Below are 20002 nucleotides of genomic sequence, written 5' to 3'. Positions count from 1 at the left end.
CTGGTTTAATGGCAGAGAAACAGAAAGTAACGGAGAAAATGTGAGCGACGACTTAGGGCGTTTGCAGTGCCTCGCTCACCTTGGCTAAAATGAAACCGGCTCTCTTCGCAACCGACCATCTGGGCACTTCAATTAACTCATAACCGAAAGCCTCATAGGCTTTTTGCATCGCATGATAAGTCGCCACCGCTTCACTGAAGTCCTGCTTACGTTTCATATCATTGGCGTAAATGGCTTGCCAGGGCGGAAAGATGAATACCCTTGGGTGATAAACAAGCTCACGGCAATGACTCAGCAAACTCTCTGGAATCGTTAAGTTCTCAAGCAGGCTATAACCGTAGGAATCCAGCATACTGCGGTCAAAGAAGATAATGCCGTCATCGCCGCTGAAGGCTTGATAACGCGCCAGCTCTTCATCAACCATGGCATCACGAAAAGCGCTCTTGTCATCCCAGGGCAGTGCCCTTCCAGCTTGCGCCAGTTGAGCCTTGATCACCTTACGGCCGACTTCCGGCGCACTCGGATAACCCAAGCTTTGTAAAAAGTCGATGACAGACGTCTTGCCTGAACCCGGTCCACCGGTAAATACAATGCGATTATGCAATCAAACCTCTCTTTGCTCATCAACAGCAAACTGACTTTAAGCTGATTGAGATTTTGTGCCGCTAAAACCAATCCCGCTTCAGATGGCACTAATAGCAAACAACCGCCAAGAGGCGGTTGTTTGGGGGGAACAACTCAAGATTCGATACAGGCGCGAATTCTATCGGCTATGGTGTGCAGCTCATCCATGTCCCCTTGATGGGCCGCATGCTCCATCAGACCTTTGAGCGGGCCGGGCAACACATGGAAATGTACATGGGGCACACTCTGACCGGCGGCGCTGCCATTGTGTTGGAACACAGTGGAGCCCGGGATCCCCATGGCCTTTTCCACTGCCTTGCCCATCAGTTTGACGGTACGCATGCAGGCCGCCGCCGCTTCATCAGACAACTGATACAGGGTCACGGCCGGTTCTTTGGGCAACACCAATAAGTGGCCCTTGGTTTGCGGCATGATATCCATGAAAGACAGAGTATGCTCATCTTCATAGAGTTTGATACAGGGCAACTCGCCGCGAAGAATGCGGGCGAAAATATTGTTGTTGTCGTAATTCAGATCCATCTTGTCACTCCATACTGACGAATCGATTGGCTTGGAAGCTATTGGTGTACCACAAAAAAGGGCCGGTTGCACCGACCCTTTGGTATTGAAGCTACCGCAATTAACCGAAGTAACTGTCGTCGAAGGCCATGATGGATTCACTGGCCGCGGCAATTTGACGCCGATAGCCACTGGCGCTGCTGACATAGTAGTCCATAAAGAAACCCGCCGAGGCCAGTTTGCCGGCATAGAAACCGTCGGCATCATCTGCCAGCCCATCGAGCGCCAGCTCGGCCATCCGTGCCCAGATCCACGCCAGCGCAGCGGTGCCAAACAGCTGCATATAAGGCATGGAGGCCGCGCCCAGGTTGTCGGGATTCTTCATCGCCAACTCCATCAGGCTTTGGGTAGCGCGCTGCAGATCCATTGCCGCCTGGCCCAAACCTTCGAGCACCTTGGCAAACCGGGGATCTTGAGCGGCCTTGGGTTTGGCGCCTTCGATAAAGGCCTCCACCTCTGCGGCCCAGAGCCTCAGCGCCGCGCCCTTGTCACCCATCAGCTTACGCCCCACCAGATCCAGCGCTTGCACGCCATTGGTACCTTCATAAATCATCGCGATACGGGCATCACGGACAAACTGCTCCATCCCCCACTCATGGATATAGCCATGGCCGCCAAACACCTGTTGGGCATCGACACAGGCGCTGAAGCCCCTATCTGTGATAAAGCCCTTGACCACAGGAGTAAACAACGCCGCCAACGCCTTGGCTCTGGCCTTTTGTTCGGCATCCTGATGCCGCTCGGCTTCATCAAGCCACAGCGCCTGCTGGCCGATAAGAGCGCGGGCGCCCTCATTGAAGACTTTTTGCGACAGCAGCATCCGCCGCACATCGCCGTGCACCAGAATAGGATCGGCATTTTGCTCCGGCGCCTTGGTGCCGGACAGTGCCCTTCCCTGAACCCGCTCTCTGGCGTAGGCCAGCGCGTTCTGGTAAGCGATTTCAGAGACGCCCAGCCCCTGAACCCCAACGCCCATGCGCGCCTGATTCATCATGGTGAACATGGCTCTGAGTCCTTGATGGGGTTCGCCCACCAACTCGCCTTTGGCGCCGTCGAACAGCATCACACAAGTGGAATTGCCGTGAATGCCCATCTTATGCTCGAGGCCGCTGGCCTTGACATTGTTGGCCTCGCCCAGGCTGCCATCTTCCTTGACCCAATACTTGGGCACGGCGAACAAACTGATCCCCTTCACCCCGGCCGGGGCATCCGGCAACCTGGCCAAGACCAGGTGCACTATGTTTTCGGCCAGATCGTGATCGCCACTGGAGATAAAGATTTTCTCACCGCTGACAAGATAGCAACCGTCAGTGCCGGGCTCGGCCTTGGTGCGCAGCAGCGCCAGATCGGTACCGGCATGGGATTCGGTCAGATTCATGGTGCCGGTCCACTCGCCGCTCACCAGTTTGGGCAGATATTTGGCCTTGAGCGCCTCGGAGCCATGGGCAAAGATGGCACTGTATGCACCGTGGGTCAGCCCGGGATACATGGCAAAGGCCATGTTGGAGGAGGTCTGCATTTCGGTGGCAAAGATACCCACCACTTCTGGCAGGCCCTGGCCGCCGAACTCGGGATCACAGGTCAGCGTTGGCCAGCCGTTATCCACATACTGGCGGTAGGCATCGATGAAGCCCTCGGCGGTTTTCACCCCGTCGGCTTCCAGTCGACAGCCCTGCAGATCGCCGACACTGTTGAGCGGCAGCATCACCCCAGTGCTGAAATCGGCCATGCCTTCGAGAATGGCATTGACCAACTCAGGGTCGATTTCATCGAACCCCTGCAGTTTTGGCTGCTGATAAATATCCAGTAACTGTTCAAGAATAAAGCGGTAATCCCGCATCGGCGGCTGATAACTTGCCATATGCTTATTTCCTTTTCCCTGTGATTGATGTCTCACCTTAGCCAATTCTGAGTAAAAACTCAGCACCTCTGACCAGTTTTATATCACTTTATTTGAATACAAGAACAGCGCGCTGCGTAAATTCGCTTGAACAGCCCCTTATCTCGGGCTGTAAAACTTTGTAAGCTAGGGGCATTATCCTGTTCGCCCGCTAAAGGAATCCTGCATGGCCAGCGTCAACACCCGCAAACACCCCAATGGTCTGGACTATATCGAAATCGATACCCCACTCTGCTACGGCCGTATTTTTTTACAGGGTGCCCAGATAGACAGCTTTGTGCCCAAAGGCAAGGCGCCGCTGCTGTGGGTTTCTCCTGCCGATGACTATCTGCCGGGCAGTGGTATTCGCGGCGGTATTCCCGTCTGCTGGCCCTGGTTTGGCATGCATGCCAATGAGGGCTGGCCCCAGCATGGCTTTGCCCGTACCCGGCTGTGGCAACTTGAGCGAACTCATATCAGTAATGAACGGGTAGAGCTGAGCTTTGTCCTTAAACTCAGCGACGAGGACAGACGTTACTGGCCCCACGATACCGAGGTGCGGCTGGACTTTGTCCTCAGCGACAGCCTCAGGGTCAGCCTGATTAACCGCAACCTGGGCGAGCAAAGCGTAACGCTGACCCAGGCATTGCATAGTTATTTCCCCATCGGCGATATCCACCAACTGCGCGCCACAGGCTTTGCCGGCAGCCAATATATCGAGTTTGGTGAAGGCCCCTATGCACAAGTCGAGGACGAAGTGCGCTTTGAGCGCGAGACCGACCGGGTTTACACCGGCTTGTCCGAGCTGCAAAAGCTGCATACCCCCAACGGCACTATTCTTGTCAGCCGTGAGCAGAGCCACTCGGCAGTACTTTGGAACCCCTGGATAGACAAGTCCAAGCGGCTGGCCCGTTTCCAAGAGCAGGATTACCTGTCTATGGTCTGCCTGGAAGCCGCCAATGTGCTGGAAGATAAACTGGTGCTCGCCCCCAAACAGAGTCACACTCTGACCACAGAAATTCGCTGGCAGGAGTGAGCGGCCAAGGCCGGGAAACACCAATGAGGTATCGACTCCCAAGCAAGAAACGCCTGACGGTATGGGCTGTTGGCCTGTTGCTTCTGCTGGTGCTGCTTCCGGGTGCCCTGCTGGTAGGGCTGGCTTGGTCCCTGTATGAAAGGCCGCAGTGGCTGCTGCCGCATATTAATCAATATCTGGCTGCGCAAGATATTCGTATCGATGAGTTGCGCCTGGCGCCTGAAGGCTGGGACAGACTGAGCTTCGATTATCTCAAGCTTGATTACCAGGGCAGCGAGCTTGAGTTTCATCAACTCAGGCTCCAGCTCAAATCACCTGTCAGTGCCAAACGGATTTGGCAATTGCTGACAGGCGAAGCATCGACGCCGCCCCCTGGCTCCACCGACTGGTTGATGGCGCAACTTCAAAAAGTCAGCTACCGAGACGCCGGTTTTAGTTTGACGCCTGAGCTACTCTTGCCCGGCGGTGATGATGGCGGTCAGAGTCTGGCACTGGACTTGAACTCTGTGCCCGAAATAGCCCTGGGGCCGACCCGAATAAGCCTGTTGCCCGAAGCCGGCGTATCCGATACACCCCATACGTCGCTGACCTTGGATAAGGCAGGTAATACCCCAAGCTTTACTCTGCTGCTGCAAAAGTTGCAGCTCAGCCCTTCCGGGCAACTGGTTACTGAGCTGGGCACCCGGTTACATGGAGGGCTACAAGAGGCTCAAACAAGACAAGAAACGCCCCTGCTGGCATTAACCGCCGACTTGAAAGCCAAACTCGCAAACGGTGCCCCTGCCTGGCGACTGACCAGTCACCTGCATCTCAAAGCGCTGCAACAGGCGCTGGCAAGTGTTGAGCAGGACCCGACCGCAGCGCCCCTCATCAGTGCTTTCAAGCTTGATGAAATATTGCATGCCGAGCTAATGCCGAGCCTTGGCGGAGATCTCTTCTCACAACTGACTCTGGATTTGACCCAAGGCAACATAGACTCGCGCCATTGCTGGTCGGCGCCGACTATTGCCATGCCGGGACTCGAGCAAGTGGCGCTTGAGATAACACCGCTGCCTCTGGAAGCTAAGGCACACAATTCATTGACCGATAGCCCTCTGTGCCCAAGTTCCAACGCTGCTGCCAGTTTCAGTGCCAAGGCTGAGGCTGAGGTTAAGGATAGTGATGGCGCAGGCTTGCGCTTTCGCTTTTCGGGCTCCACCAGCGAGCAGTTTTTTGAGCTGGCGCCGCTGAGACTCACGCTTTCAACCACTCCGGCTCAGCGCCAAGCACTGCTTGCCTTGCTCGCAGCAAACTCCCCATCGGCGCAAGCATCAGCAACCCAAGCCGCGGAACTCGAGTCACAACTGGCGCAGCTGCAGCAAGTCTTGGCGCAAGAGCCAGCTGAAAAAAAACAAGTAAAACCCCTTATCGCCGCAATTGAGCTGGCGCTTGAACAAGGCCTCGACGCCGAGCTCAAACCCGCCAAGGACAAAGATTCAAAGGGCAATGCGGCAACGGGCAATGAGACATCCATGCGGGTATCGCTGCCGAGTCTGACAGTGCGGCCGTTACTGCCCGCCCTGATGACAGAGAAGCAGCAAGCGTCGTTCGGTGCGCCAATTAATCGGCCAAGTGTTGCGGAATTGAGCCCGGCAGCGCTCAGTAATGGCGAGCGGCCGAGTTTGCAGCTGTCCTTTGAAAACCTGCAATTGCAACTGCCAAAGGCCGCAAGAGCACAGCAAGACACGTCTGTTTCTTTGCCGCAAAGCGCCAAGCCTCAAGGGTTAAATTCGCCGGGCTTTGGCTTATCAAGATCTGACTTCTCAAGCTCTGGTTTATCAAGCTCTAGCTCATCAGGCTCAAGCTCACCAAACGCCTCAAAATCAAAGCCCTTGTCGGCCGAGCAGCGACTCGAACTGGCGCTGCAACAGGCCATTCAGGGGCTGCAACTCAGCCTTGAGCAGTTGCCACTGGAACAAGCACGCACAGACTGGCGCCTTGAAGCCTCCTTGCCGAGCGGTTTTCGCTGGCAGTCGGCTGCAGCTGAATTGCAACTCAATGAGGGCGCATCAATGGCGCTTAGCGGTAAGCTGGCACTGGAGCCGACAAGCGAAGGGCAACAACTGGACTTCAGCCTCGCGGCCAATCCTGGGTTCAGCACTGGCGCCATTCAAGCCGGTATAGAGGATAAAAGTATCCAACTCTCGGGCTTTAAGTTGTCACTGCTGGACCCTCTCAGTGGCAGCTTCAACCAAGGCAAACTTAAGCTGTCTTTACCCGCGGTCAGCAGCCAGCTGGGTGAATTGCAGGCTAAAAGCGGGCCGCTGGCACTGTCGATTGCCCAAACCTCGCTTCTGAGCCCCGGGCTCAGTCGAACCCTGGATGCCAACCTAAATCAAAAACGGCACTTGCCACTCTTGAGCCAACTCTTGGATGAGCGTTTTACCAGTCGTCTGAATCTGGCCTTCGATGGGCTCAACTTAAGCCAAACCCGGCATACCAAGCTCGGACCTCGCACCGAAACCCTGCTCAATCTGGGCTATGGCAGCTTCAGCCAGACCATTGACTGGCAGGATAACCGTCTTGTCAGTGAAGAAAACTGGCAACTGGATAATATCCCGCTTCACAGCCGCCACGACTTTATGCCCATCTGGCCCAAGCGGGCCAAAGATCCGCTTGGCTACCGCTTGAACAGTCGCTGGACCCTGGATACGGATCTCGCTGATATCAAGGCGCTGGCGGCCAAGAACCTGCCCTTGCCTCCTGAGTTGGTACTCAGGGGCGAGACCCATATGATTGCCGACCTCAAGCTCGAAGGGCTTGGACGAGCGCTGCAATTGCAACTGGATTTCAACCCGCTGCTGTCGGATCTCTCCGGCAGTATCAGTCAGTTACCATTTGAAGGTGCCAACCTGTCGGCCTTGTGCCGTTTGACACTGGCCAAGGAAGCCAAGGCGCCGGCAGAGGCCGAACTCAACTGTCAGCAGCTCAAGGCTTCGGTACAGGCCTTCAACCCCGGAGTGCTGTTGACCAACCTGGGTTTAGAAGGCCAGCTCAGCCTGACCCCTGAACTCGACAACAACCAAAGCACTCAAGCTAAGCTGTTGCCCGGATTTCGGGATGCCGATATTCAGGTGCGCGGCCAAGGCGAGTTACTCAAGGGACAAATGCTGCTGCCCAGCTTCCGCTTGCGGCTCAACGCGCCATCCAATGCCTATTTGGTGTTGCAGGGCCTGAGCCTGGAAGAACTGTTGGCCATCCAGCCTCAGGAAGGCATCTACGCCGACGGTATTTTCGATGGTGTCTTACCGGTATTTATTACCGACGGCCAGGTCTCGGTCAAAGGCGGCCGCCTGGCGGCCCGTGCCCCAGGCGGACTTATCAAGGTCGGCAATAATCCGGCTGTCGCCCAAATGCGCGCCGGCCAACCCTATCTGGACTTTGCCTTTTCCACCCTCGAACACTTGCAATATTCTACCCTGGCCAGCACTTACGATATGGCACCGGATGGTGAGGCCTGGCTCAAGGTTGAAGTAAAAGGTCAGGCCGAGGGGATTGAACGCCCTATCCACTTGAACTACTCTCATGAGGAGAACATGCTGCAGCTCCTCAGGAGTCTGACCATAGGTGACAAGCTTCAAACCCAAATTGAAGCTTCCATGCAGTGAGGACACAAAAGGACATGAATGTGAAACAGACCCAATTTATGTTGCCGCTGGCCGCCAGCCTATTATTGGCCTCGGCCTGTACCCCAACGGTCAAGATAGAGCCACCGGATAAGCCGATTGTGATCAACCTGAATGTGAAAATCGAACATGAAATTCGCATCAAGGTCGATAAAGAGCTGGATCAACTGCTGGCCAATGATGAACTGTTTTAAATTGCCGGAATTCGCGAAAGGAAAACACAGATGAAAACCAAGTTGATGACCCTGACTGCCGCTCTGTTGATGAGTTTCTGCGTCTTTGCCATAGGTTTGCAGGACGCCAAGAGCCAAGGGTTGGTGGGGGAACAGCAAAACGGCTATTTGGGCGTGGTCAAATCCAGCGCCGAGGTAACGGCACTGGTTAAGGATATCAATGCCAAACGCCAGGCACACTATGAAAAAATCGCCCGTCAAAACGGAATTTCCGTGGATGATGTTGCCAAACTCGCCGGCGCCAAGGCGATTGCTGCCGCCGACAAAGGCCATATAGTTCAGGATGCTTCCGGCAAGTGGGTTCGTAAGTAAAGAACCACTGTGGTTCTTTTGATTATCTTTACCAGGTCCAGAACCAGGGACGGGTCGACCTGCCAAACCTCAACAAAGCCTGTTGAAGTCATACCCTACACGGGGCTAATTCGCGATAACGTTGCCATTTGCCTATTAAGCCAGTGCGGCTCAACAACTCAAGTAGGTAGTGAGTTTAATATTTAAACTACGGAGTTCTGTGCGCGATAAAAACAACCACTTGTTGATACAAATATTACCAAATTGTCATAACCGTGATGAGTATCCTTCCAAAATCTGATGAATTCCAGGATAATCCGTAACCGAGTGACAGTTTTACATCAAAAGTAGGAAGATGATTTCGTAACCCATAACAGGTAATTTCACATCTTATATTGATTTTCCACCTGGCTATTTTTTAGCGCTTGTTGTTCGACAGCTTTTGCACCTACCTTATTCAACAACGTTTACCGGTATAAATTGACTTCAAACGGACTGAGCTCAATCCGGCACCCTTGTTTGAAAAGCAAGAGTCTGAACTGATTTTACGGTATTCCTCTATTTTTTTACTTGCCCTGTCACTCGTTAAAGTTTGGCCCTCCAAACAGGCCACCATTCCTAACAAACACAATAAAAAGGTTTAACAATGAGTCTCAGACACCTGACAATAGGTAAAAAACTGGCAATGGCATTTTCCCTTTTTGGAGCGATTTTGCTCTTCTTGGGAATGTTCTCTCTCCACCTTTTCAACCAGATGAACAAAGCGGTTACCGAAATCACTGATGCAATTATTCCCAGCATGGATATCGCCACAGATATCCGTAATCAAGTGACCAACTTTCGTCGTTATGAATTGGGTTATTTTTTGATCTTGGACGACTCAGAGAAGACCAGAGAATATACAGCCGTGATGGAAAAACAATCACAAACATTAAAATGGTTGTTTGATAAATACAGCAAAATTCTCTACAACCAGGAAGAAACTGACGTTTACCACTCAGTGGTAAACCATTGGAATGATTATCTGCTCCTTCATAACCGAGTTGCTGCGCTGCAGAATAACGGCAAAGTCGTAGAGGCCAAGAAATTATTTTTAAGTGAAGGACCAAAGAAATTTAAGTTGATCATTGACGATGCTGAGCGGCTAGTGAGTGTAAACGATAACTTCTCTAACCTTAGCCGCCAAGAAGTGGAATACAGTTATGAATCGGCAATAGTCAGCGTAATAGTCACTACTGCCGTCTCCTTGTTGCTGGTGTTCTTTTTCGCCACTATGCTCACTCGCCAGATCCGTGATCCGCTCACTATGCTGGTCACTCAGGCCCAAGCTATTTCCCATGGCAAACTCGGCCGCAGCGAGCTATGCGATTGGATTGAAAGCGGCCGTATCAACAACGACGAAACCGGGCAACTGGCCCTGGCCATTCGTGAAATGAAAGAAGGCCTGAAAAAGCTGGTGACAGAGATTACCTCCTCTGTTGAGCAACTGGGCTCGGCCGTAGCGGAAATGAGCGCCATTTCCGAACAATCGGCCCAAGGCATGTCGCAGCAACAAAACGAAATCGATCAAGTGGCAACGGCCATGAATCAGATGCAATCGACCCTGCAGGACGTTGGCCGTAACACTACCGAAGCCGCCAATGCCGCCAATCATGCCATGAATGCCGCCCAGGAAGGCACAGGCATAGTGCAACAAACGGTCACCAGCATAGATACGGTTGCCGACAAACTGGATTCAGCATCTAATGTTGTGCAACAGCTGGAGCAGGACAGCCATAACATCAGCATGGTGCTGGACGTGATCCGCGGCATTGCCGACCAAACCAACCTATTGGCGTTGAATGCCGCCATTGAGGCCGCCAGAGCCGGTGAGCAGGGACGTGGCTTTGCCGTAGTCTCTGACGAGGTGCGCACTCTGGCGCAGCGTACACAGACCTCGACCGAAGAGATCAGCAAGACCATCGAAATGTTGCAGGCTCGCACGGCTGAAGCCGGTGAAGCGATGCAGATCAGTCGAGCGCAGATGCAAGACTCCTTGGAACTGGCCGGCAAGGCCGGTGAAAGCATTGTCAGTATCAACGAGGCGGTGAACACTATTACCGATATGAGTAATCAGATTGCCAGCGCCACCGAGGAACAGAACGTGGTGGCCGAGGATCTCAACCGTAACCTGAGCACCATCCAGATGGTTTCCGAGGAAAATACCCAAGGAACCCAACATACGGCGGCCACCTGTCAGGATCTTAACCGCTTGGCCTCTGAGCTAATGGACACCACCCGCAGATTCGACCTGGGCCAATAACCCGAGTCTAACGCTCACAAGGCAGACCCACGGGTCTGCCACCTTTGACGAGTCGTCACTGTTATCACGCAACAAGCCTCCTTGTAAGTCTTTCTCCTCTTCCGGGCACTGTAGACAAAGTTCATCACGCTTTACAACCATTCAAACCCAACTTAAACCACATAAAGACCTAATAATTCGACATTGAACAAATAACGCTTTCAGCAGCGTTAAACTTAAAAAATAACAATAAAAACAGAATATAGTGGTAATGAAAAAACAAACAACCCCCACAAAAACAGCTTTTGCAATGTAACAAAAGGTATTATTGTGAGCAGATTACAATAAAATAAACAGATAACCATTGAAATCACAAGTTTGAGATCCATAAGACACACGCCCTACCCTGTTTTGCATAGATTAACAAGCCGCCGGTTCACATTGGACGGCTAACCATAAACTCCAACTGTATTTACATTGATTGCAAAACCATGAAAAAAACCACCATCGCGCTGCTATTAAGCACCACATTGCCGCTGACGGCCATGGCCGGCGACCCCCTGCCATTTCCGTTGACCAATCTTTCTATCAAGGAACAAACTCAACCCGAAATCAGCCGCTTTAAAGATGCCAAAACCTGCTCCGGCTGCCATCCCCGCCAATTTAAGGGGTGGCAAGGTTCCATGCACTCCATCGCCTTTATCGATCCGGTATTTCAAGCCGAGTGGGCCATGGGCGAAAAGGAAACCGATGGTGCAACCCGCAATCTTTGTGGTGGCTGCCATACCGCTCTAGGTACTGTCACACAAACCGTTGAGTTTAAATCTGAATCCGGAAAGTTTGGTGGTTTTACCACTCAGGCCGTGGCCAATCAGGGGGTCAGCTGTGAGGTCTGCCACTCAGTGGTAGATACCAATATGGCGAAAACGGCCAATGGAGAACATGGCAACGCCTCGCTTGAACTGTCGACCGATGGTGGTAAACGTGGTCCCTATGACGATGCTAAGGCCATGGGCCATAAAGTGATTTATTCTGAGCTGCATACCAAATCAGAATTTTGCGCCAATTGCCATAATGTGTTTAATCCGACCGAGAATCACTTCCCGTTGGAACACACCTACCAGGAGTGGAAAAACTCACCTTATGCCGAAGCCGGGATCCAATGCCAGGATTGTCACATGGTTCCGGTAGAAACCGCGGTGCGGGTGGCTGATGAAATGAAACCCGCCAAACAACTTGCCGACCACGGTCTTGGCGGAAAAGCCGGTATGGGAGGCAAACAAAGGTCCTTGGTTCATGATCATACCTTTGTCGGGGGTAATGCCATTGTCGCGCCTTTACTGGGAGTAAAGGGCGGTAAAGAACATGCTGAGGAAGCAACAAAACGCCTGCAAACCGTGGCTGAATTGAACGCCTCAGTCAAAGGTTCAGCCAAGGAGCCTGTGTTGGAAATCACGGTTCACAACCGCCGCGCGGGTCATGCTCTGCCAACCAGCCTAACCTTCATCCGTCAGGTATGGCTGGAGGTTGTTATTACTGATGATAAGGGTAAAGAGCTGTTACGCTCAGGAACTCTGGACGCCAACAACAAGCTGCCGGAAAATACAGTTGTATTTCAAGATACTTCGGTAGACATTCATGGCAACTCGGAGCATAAGCCTTGGAAGGTCGCCAAATTCAGCGTGCAAAATACAATTCCAGCCAAAGGCAGCAAAACAGTGGCTTATCCATTCGAATTGCCGAGTGAAACCAGTCATTACCAGGTGGAAGTGAAGCTTCACTACCGCTCATTTGACCAAAGCGTGGCCGATCTGTTGTTGGAAAACAAAATTCAGGTTCCAGCGATTGAAATGACTCATTTAACTCAGCACTATCAAGGTGTTGAATTGAAATAATCTCCGATTGAAACGCTCCCGAACTCGGGAGCGTTTTCAGGTTGGTATCCTATAGCCGACCATGATTCCAGCTTATCGACAAAGTATTATCGGCGCCAGCCAGATCTAAGCTCCGAGTCGAGTCCTGTCTATATAGTGGGTATGCAATAATTGATGAGCCAATGCCCCCATGGGCGTGGTATTCATATCCCGATAAAAAGCCAGTACGCCCGGGTTGCCATGACTGACCCGAATATCAGACAACAGATCGTCTCGATATAAGCCCAGCGCCCGCATAGTCACCCGGTTATAACGCTTATCGGTTTTGTAGACCAGGGCTCCGGTCGGACAAACCTGCACACACTGGCCACATTGCACACATTCACTGTCAGCCATGGAAACGCTGAAACCGGCCCTTGGAGCGCAGCGCAGCGCCTCTTCTCCCGCAGGCAAGGCACTGTAATGATCGGGAGTAAAACGAATGACATTATGCCCATGGCTATGGCAGGCGCTGATGCAGGCTCCGCAGCTAATACAACGGTTGGCATCAAAAGTGATAAGCGGAGCCGAATCATCTATAACAAAACGTCTGGCATGACTTATGTCCAGTTGCGTTTCTTTGATCTTGTACTCGGTGGCATAGTGCCGCAATTTGCAATCCTTGTTGGACTGACAGGCGCATTCCAAACAACGGGCCGCTTCCCGCAATGCCTGTTCTTGGCTAAATCCCAACTCGACCTCGGCAAAACTCTGTAGCCGTTCTGCAGCAGGCAATTCAGCCATTTTAACTCTGGGTTCTACCTTTGAGGCAGGATAAAGCGACTTGTCCAACATGCGGGTCTTGGCAGCCTTGCGAGCGTTAAAAGCCCGTGGGCTCAGGGCGCATGTTAGACCCGAGGACAATTGGCGACTGATCGCTTCAGCCGCACGCCGCCCATCGGCTATGGCCGCCACGGCAGTAGCCGGGCCACGGCGAGAATCCCCAATCACGAATAACTTGTCAATACCGGCAGACATGGTGTGGTCGCAACCGGAAATAGTATTCCAACGCGTCAATGTCAGTTGACCAGAGGCAAGCTGATTTTTAGGTGTATCCAGGAAAGACAGATCGGTTTGTTGTGATACTGCAGCGATAACGGTATCAAAGTCCTCAGTAAACTGCTCACCGCTGGCAATGACACTTTGACGCCCCGATGCATCGGGTTCACTGAGTAGCATCTTGTCAAAAGTGACGGCCCGTACCCGGCCATGCTCATCGGCGTGATTGCATGCCGGATTAGCCAAGAAGTGAAATTTAACCCCTTCCTCTTCGGCGGCATGCACCTCGTGCGGCTCTGCTGGCATGCTGGCTTTGGTACGACGATAAATCAGAGTGACATCAGCCCCCTCGCGCACGGCAGTACGGGCACAATCTATGGCCGTATTCCCGCCACCGATAACGGCCACCTTATTGCCTGTTGTCAGTCTCTTGTCCGTACAATAGTCGCGCAGATAGTCGACCCCGAGGAAGCATCCCGCCAAATCGCTACCCGGATAGTTCATCTCCACCGCTTTTTGGGCACCTATGGCCAAGCAGATAGCGTCATGGGTTTGAGCCAGTTCATCCAGATTAATATCTCTTCCCAGACGACATCCTGTCACTATCTCCAAACCATTACACTGAAGGAGTTCTATCTCTTTATCCAAAATGGCTTTAGGGAGACGATACTCAGGGATACCGTATCTCAACCAACCACCGGCCTGGGGAGCCTCGTCATAAATGGTAACATTATGTCCTTGATTGGAAAGAAAATAGCCAGCTGTCAATCCCGCGGGGCCGGCTCCAATGATAGCGACTTTCTTGCCCGTATCCGGAAGGCGTTCCGGGACATAACTTTCCATATCCGCCAAATCCAGATCGGCAGCATGACGTTTGAGTTGTCGAATAGCCACGGGCTCATCGATCAATGAGCGGCGACACTCGGCTTCACAAAATGCCGGACATACCCGGCCAATAGACAGAGGCATGGGCAAGGTTTGTTTGATAACCTTCACCGCCTCAGTGTGATTCCCCTGAGCTAAGTGGTAAAGATACTGCTGAACATCCACTCCCGCAGGGCAAGCCTGTTGGCATGGAGCTTCACAGTCGGCAAAATGATCCTGTAACAGGTATTTAAGCGCTTGCTGCCGCTGCTCACTCAGAAAAGCAGAATGGGTAACAACCTCCATTCCCTGCTGAGCCAGCGTTTCACAAGCCCGCAGACACTGACGCTCAGATGGTGGTGAGCCGGCAAGACACACCTCCACTACACAAATATTGCAGTGATGTTCAAACTCAGTATTTAACCTGTTACCTATATTGCAAAGACTGGGAATATGAACCCCATTCTCTGTTGCTATTTCCAGAAGTGTTTTATTTTCTTCCGTTGAGATGAGAGTACCATCGAGTTGGATTTCTATCATGACATTGCTCGAAACTAAAGTACCCGGAAATTCATTACCATGTGTTCTAAGAATGTTTATTCGACCGGGCTAATATGATGGACGTTAATTATACATCCTGGATCCAAGCATCCCATTCGGTACACTAAACTTTGTCCGTTAAATATTAATCGAGTCACACTTTTGTTCACAAGCAACTTAAATTATGAGCATTATTTAATCACGTCCTTGCTGTAAAAAACAACAAGCACAGTAATAACTAATATTTTAAGGTGAAATTTAGTATCAACTTAGGAAAGCCGCAAAGAGTAACAACCAAATCAAATTATTGTACTTCATTATTGCTTTAAAAATAGAAAAAGTAACCAGACCAATATTTATAAAACATAAAAACAACCAAAACACATTAAAAATAGGTAATCGCCAGCAAAAAGAAAACGGAATCAACACCCGACCAAAAACCATCAATCAAATAACGATGATCGCAACAATCATTAATTATTATTCATTAATCCATTGCTAACGCCATTTTCATCTATAGTTAATAACTAAAGCACAATAACCAGTGTGAAAGTGAATACAAAATTCTCAGTTTCACCATAATTGTGACAAATGTCATTCCCAAAAGTGGCATCTTAAAAGATAATATTTAATGTGCGTGAAAGCATGTCTCTTGATTTAGTGTAAATTTGTCGCGCCATGGATGGCTACTACCTGTAAATATCCATCATACTAAAAATTCAGTGGCAACATTCACCAAAAAATTTGAAGAATATAAATAGATTTAGAACAAACTCGACATAGTAAACACCTGTCGGAACCGTTATGCATCCTTTAAGATACATAATACTTTTCGACTGTCTGTTTTTTATTTTCCGTTTGTAACCCCTATCATTCTAAAGTGACTTCATAATATAAAGTCACCGTTTTAACAAATAAAACAAAAAGGTTTAACTATGAGTCTCAGACACCTGACAATAGGTAAAAAACTGGCTATGGCATTTTCCCTTTTTGGGGCAATCTTGCTCTTCATGGGAATGTTTTCGCTCTACCTGTTTAACCAGATGAATGACGCCGTAATCGAAATCACTGATGCCAACATTCCCAGCATGAACATCGCCAATGATATTCGTAGTCAGGTGACCGATTTTCGCCGCTATGAACTGGGGTATTTCTTGATTTTGGACGATCCCGAGACAGCTCAACAATACAATGGCGTGATGATAAAACAGGCACAAACGCTCAAGAAACTGTTTCATGAATACAGCAAGAATCTCTTCAACCAAGAGGAAACTGACGCTTATACTGCGATTGTTAAACATTGGGATGAATATCATGAATTTCACAACCGCGTAGCCGACTTACTGGACAGTGGTCGGATCCCCGAAGCACAACAGTTATTTTTAACTCAGGGTCCAAAGAAATTTGCCTTGATTGTTGATGATGTTGAAAAATTGGTCAAAATCAATCACGGATTTGCCGATACCGGCAAGGCTGAAGTTGAACATCACTATGATTCGGCAACGTTAAGCATCACTATCATCACCATAGCCGCATTACTGCTGGTGATCTTTTTCGCCACCATTCTCACCCGTCAGATCCGTAATCCACTCACCATGTTGGTCACTCAGGCCCGGGCCATTTCCGAAGGTAAGCTCGGCCGTGGAGAACTCTGTGACTGGATTGAAAGCGGTCGCATCAACAACGACGAAACCGGGCAACTGGCCCTGGCCATTCGTGAAATGAAGGAAGGCCTGAAAAAACTGGTGACAGAGATCTCCTCCTCTGTTGAGCAACTCGGCTCGGCCGTATCAGAAATGAGCGCCATTTCCGAGCAATCGGCCCAGGGCATGTCACAGCAACAAAACGAAATCGATCAAGTGGCAACGGCCATGAATGAAATGCAATCGACTCTTCAGGAAGTCGCCCGCAATACAACCGCCGCCGCCAATGCCGCCAATAATGCCATGGAAGCAGCCCATGAAGGCACTGGCATAGTGCAACAAACGGTCACCAGCATAGATACGGTTGCCGACAAGCTGGATTCGGCATCCAATGTTGTGCAACAGCTGGAACAGGACAGCCATAACATCAGCATGGTGCTGGACGTGATCCGCGGCATTGCCGACCAAACCAATCTATTGGCGTTGAATGCCGCCATTGAGGCCGCCAGAGCCGGTGAGCAGGGACGTGGCTTTGCCGTAGTCTCTGATGAAGTACGCACTCTGGCGCAGCGTACACAGACCTCGACCGAAGAGATCAGCAAGACCATCGAAATGTTGCAGGCTCGCACGGCTGAAGCCGGTGAAGCGATGCAGATCAGTCGAGCGCAGATGCAAGACTCTTTGGAACTGGCCAGCAAGGCCGGTGAAAGCATCGTCAGTATCAACGAGGCGGTGAACACTATTACCGATATGAGTAATCAGATTGCCAGCGCCACCGAGGAGCAAAACGTGGTGGCCGAGGATCTCAACCGTAACCTGAGCACCATCCAGATGGTTTCCGAGGAAAATACTCAAGGCACCCAGCATACGGCAGCCACCTGTCAGGATCTTAACCGCTTGGCATCCGATCTGATGGAAACCACCCGTCGATTCGATCTCGGACAATAATATAGCGTGTCACTCTCAACGGACGGGTCTACAGACCCGCCTCGTTATTCTGATTTGAACCAATAAAAGCGCAGCGAAATAGGCAATGTTCGCCTATTTCGTTGAGTTTCCCCGGAACTCGAATCACCCATAACCCGGTATTTTCCCGTTTCAATTTGCCGATATCACGTCCTATCCCCGGTTGTGACAGTTAAAAAAACGCCCCGGTGATTTACAGCCTTACCGGGGCGTTTGGTTGGAGGGTTGCGGCCTGAGGCCGCTTTTACAGTAAAGCAGCGCTGTTATTCGAAGCACTGTAACTCAAAGCACTGTTATTCAAAGTGCTGTTACTCAAAGGCGATTCGAAGAACAGCCATTCCAATCAGTGTCAGTCGAAGAAGCGTCGTCCTTCTGCGGCCATGGTCTTGAGCAATTCACTCGGGGCGAATCTGTCGCCGAAGCGGCTCTGGAAGCGTTCCAGCTTGGCCAGCAACTGATCGGCGCCCATGGTGTCTATATAGTGGAAAGGCCCACCGAGGAAAGGCGGGAAACCTATGCCGAAGATGGCGCCAATATCCCCATCGCGGGCAGAGGCTATGATGCCCTCTTCCAGACACCGCACCGCTTCATTGAGCATCTGCACCACACAGCGCTCTGCCAGGTTGGCATTTTCGGCGCCAACACCCGGCGCTATCCCCAGCACTTGATAAACGCTCTTGTCCACTTCCTTCTTCTTGCCGGCTTTAGGACCGTAGAGATAGAAGCCCTTGGCATTCTTGCGCCCCTTGCGGTCATCGGCGAGCAGCTTATCGAAGGCAGAGGGGGCAGCGAAACGCTCACCCAACTCCTTTTCGAGTATCGGCGAAATCTTGGCGCCCACATCAATACCCACTTCATCGAGCAGAGTGATAGGGCCGACTGGGAAGCCAAACTTCACCAGCGCCTTATCCAGGCTCTCGACACTGTTGCCCTCAAGCAGCAGCTGCGCCGCTTCATTCATATAGAGCGCCAGAATACGGTTAACATAGAAACCGGCGCCATCTTTCACCACTATCGGCGTCTTGCCCTGTTTGCGGGCAAAGGCCACTGTGGTGGCTATCGTCTGGGGCGAGGTCTTGTCGTGAGCAATCACTTCCACCAGCGGCATCTTCTCTACCGGCGAGAAGTAATGCAGGCCGATGACGTTTTCCGGCCTGGCGGCGGCTTCGGCAATCTGACCTATGGGCAGAGACGAGGTGTTGGACGCAAAAATAGTGTGTTCACCGCATTCGCGCTCGATATCCCGCACCATTTGATGCTTGAGGCTGAGATCCTCAAATACCGCCTCGACCACTATGTCGGCATCCTTGACCCCAACATAGTCTGTAGTCGTCGTCATCAAGGCCATCTGCTTATCGCGCACCGCCGGGGTCATATGCCGACGCTTGACGCCCTTATCCAGTAACTTATAGGCATAGCCCAGCGCATTGCTGAGTCCCTGCTCACTGATATCCTTGACCCGCACCGGGATTTTGGCCTTGGTGGTGGTCACTGAGGCGATACCGCCGCCCATCAGGCCACCGCCGAGCACTACGGCCTTGTGAACCGGACTGGGCTCAGCACCTTCGGCGCCGGTTTCCTTTTTCATTTCTGTGGTGGCAAAGAAGATGGAGCGCAGCGCCGCCGACTCGGACGTCACCACCAGCTCGCCGAAATGGCGCGCCTCTGTGGCCAAACCTGCCTCTATCCCCTGGCTCATCCCCACCCGCACACAGTCGATGATCTTGTCCGGCGCCGGATAGTTACCCTGGGTTTTTCTGGCAACCTGTTTACGGGCCTGATCAAAGATGATTTTCTGCCCAAAGCCGTTGCTTTCGAGCAGCTTGTTCATCAGAGGTTGATTATTTTTGCCTTTACCGCGCTTGGCTTTGCCGGCCAATGCCAGTTCAACCGCCGCCTCCAGCAGAATCGACTTGGGCACCATATCGTCCACCAGCCCCATCTTCAGCGCCTGCTTGGGGCGAACCTGTTTACCGGTAAGCATCATATCAAGCGCTGTGGTGATCCCCACCAGGCGTGGCAGACGCTGGGTACCACCACCGCCCGGCAGCAGACCGAGCTGAACTTCCGGCACCCCCAACATGGTTTTCTTGTCGTCACTGCACAGCCGCAGATGGCAAGCCAGTGCCAGCTCGAGGCCGCCACCGAGACAGGCGCCGTGAATGGCTGCGACTACAGGAATTTTCAACCCTTCCAGTTCGGCAAACACCTTATGCCCTGAGCTCGACAGCTCGCGGGCATCGGCGGCGCTTTGACAGGCATCGAGCATGGAGATATCGGCGCCGGCCACGAAGGAATCAGGCTTACCTGAGATAATCACCAAGCCCTTGATACTGCTGTCCGCTTTGATTTCGCTCAGCAAGGCGCTGATCTCAGGGCCGAATTCGGCCTTGAGGGTATTCATGCTTTCGCCGGGTACATCCATGGAAAGAATGGCAATGCCGTCGTCGCGGCGGCTGAGGCTAAAACTCTTGTTGCTGTTTTCCATC

General features: G+C 51.8%; 12 protein-coding genes and 1 pseudogene. 7 read left to right on the top strand and 6 right to left on the bottom strand.

Annotated elements, in window-relative coordinates; all coding sequences use genetic code 11:
• Window positions 1-52: 52 nt before the first annotated feature.
• The 3 genes from CBE72_RS18355 to CBE72_RS18345 form a co-directional block, all read right to left on the bottom strand.
• Complete coding sequence (locus CBE72_RS18355) at window positions 53-604, bottom strand: AAA family ATPase (RefSeq protein ID WP_100145635.1); 552 nt, start codon at window positions 602-604, stop codon at window positions 53-55.
• 134 nt (window positions 605-738) lie between these two features.
• Window positions 739-1164, bottom strand: a complete 426-nt coding sequence (locus CBE72_RS18350; RefSeq protein ID WP_174839989.1) for an HIT family protein — start codon at window positions 1162-1164, stop codon at window positions 739-741.
• A gap of 100 nt (window positions 1165-1264) precedes the next feature.
• Window positions 1265-3064, bottom strand: a complete 1800-nt coding sequence (locus CBE72_RS18345; RefSeq protein WP_100145634.1) for an acyl-CoA dehydrogenase C-terminal domain-containing protein — start codon at window positions 3062-3064, stop codon at window positions 1265-1267.
• A 205-nt stretch (window positions 3065-3269) separates the two neighbouring features.
• Here CBE72_RS18345 and CBE72_RS18340 point away from each other — a divergent pair, with 205 nt between their 5' ends.
• The 6 genes from CBE72_RS18340 (at window position 3270) to CBE72_RS18315 (ending at window position 12483) form a co-directional block, all read left to right on the top strand.
• On the top strand, window positions 3270-4118 hold the full coding sequence (locus tag CBE72_RS18340; protein WP_100145633.1) for a D-hexose-6-phosphate mutarotase: 849 nt from the start codon (window positions 3270-3272) through the stop codon (window positions 4116-4118).
• A 23-nt stretch (window positions 4119-4141) separates the two neighbouring features.
• Window positions 4142-7765: an intermembrane phospholipid transport YdbH family protein gene (locus CBE72_RS18335; RefSeq protein ID WP_100145631.1), complete on the top strand. Its 3624-nt coding sequence runs from the start codon at window positions 4142-4144 to the stop codon at window positions 7763-7765.
• Window positions 7766-7803: 38 nt separating this feature from the next.
• Window positions 7804-7977, top strand: coding sequence for a YnbE family lipoprotein (locus tag CBE72_RS18330; protein ID WP_100145819.1), 174 nt, complete (start codon window positions 7804-7806; stop codon window positions 7975-7977).
• 30 nt (window positions 7978-8007) lie between these two features.
• Complete coding sequence (locus CBE72_RS18325; protein ID WP_100145629.1) at window positions 8008-8328, top strand: YdbL family probable chaperone protein; 321 nt, start codon at window positions 8008-8010, stop codon at window positions 8326-8328.
• A gap of 625 nt (window positions 8329-8953) precedes the next feature.
• On the top strand, window positions 8954-10609 hold the full coding sequence (locus tag CBE72_RS18320; RefSeq protein WP_100145627.1) for a methyl-accepting chemotaxis protein: 1656 nt from the start codon (window positions 8954-8956) through the stop codon (window positions 10607-10609).
• 470 nt (window positions 10610-11079) lie between these two features.
• Entirely contained in the window at window positions 11080-12483 is a 1404-nt protein-coding gene (locus CBE72_RS18315; RefSeq protein ID WP_100145625.1) for a multiheme c-type cytochrome, read from the top strand.
• Between the two features lie 105 nt (window positions 12484-12588).
• Here the strand turns inward: CBE72_RS18315 and CBE72_RS20485 are convergent, their stop codons facing one another.
• Window positions 12589-12759, bottom strand: a complete 171-nt coding sequence (locus CBE72_RS20485) for an iron hydrogenase small subunit (RefSeq protein ID WP_229671964.1) — start codon at window positions 12757-12759, stop codon at window positions 12589-12591.
• 15 nt (window positions 12760-12774) lie between these two features.
• A pseudogene (locus tag CBE72_RS18310) lies at window positions 12775-14904 on the bottom strand (FAD-dependent oxidoreductase); the annotation flags it as partial.
• Between the two features lie 935 nt (window positions 14905-15839).
• Between CBE72_RS18310 and CBE72_RS18305 the strand changes: the two are divergent.
• Window positions 15840-17495 (top strand): methyl-accepting chemotaxis protein, encoded by a 1656-nt coding sequence (locus tag CBE72_RS18305; protein ID WP_100145621.1) that lies wholly within the window; start codon window positions 15840-15842, stop codon window positions 17493-17495.
• A 367-nt stretch (window positions 17496-17862) separates the two neighbouring features.
• On the opposite strand, the gene fadJ is transcribed toward CBE72_RS18305, so the two are convergent.
• Window positions 17863-20001, bottom strand: a complete 2139-nt coding sequence (gene fadJ / locus CBE72_RS18300) for a fatty acid oxidation complex subunit alpha FadJ (RefSeq protein WP_100145619.1) — start codon at window positions 19999-20001, stop codon at window positions 17863-17865.
• Window position 20002 lies beyond the last annotated feature (1 nt).

This window comes from Shewanella carassii (genome assembly GCF_002777975.1).
Taxonomy (GTDB): domain Bacteria; phylum Pseudomonadota; class Gammaproteobacteria; order Enterobacterales; family Shewanellaceae; genus Shewanella; species Shewanella carassii.
The sequence above is the reverse complement of the archived record's forward strand: the minus strand, read 5'-3'. Positions and strand labels throughout refer to the sequence as shown.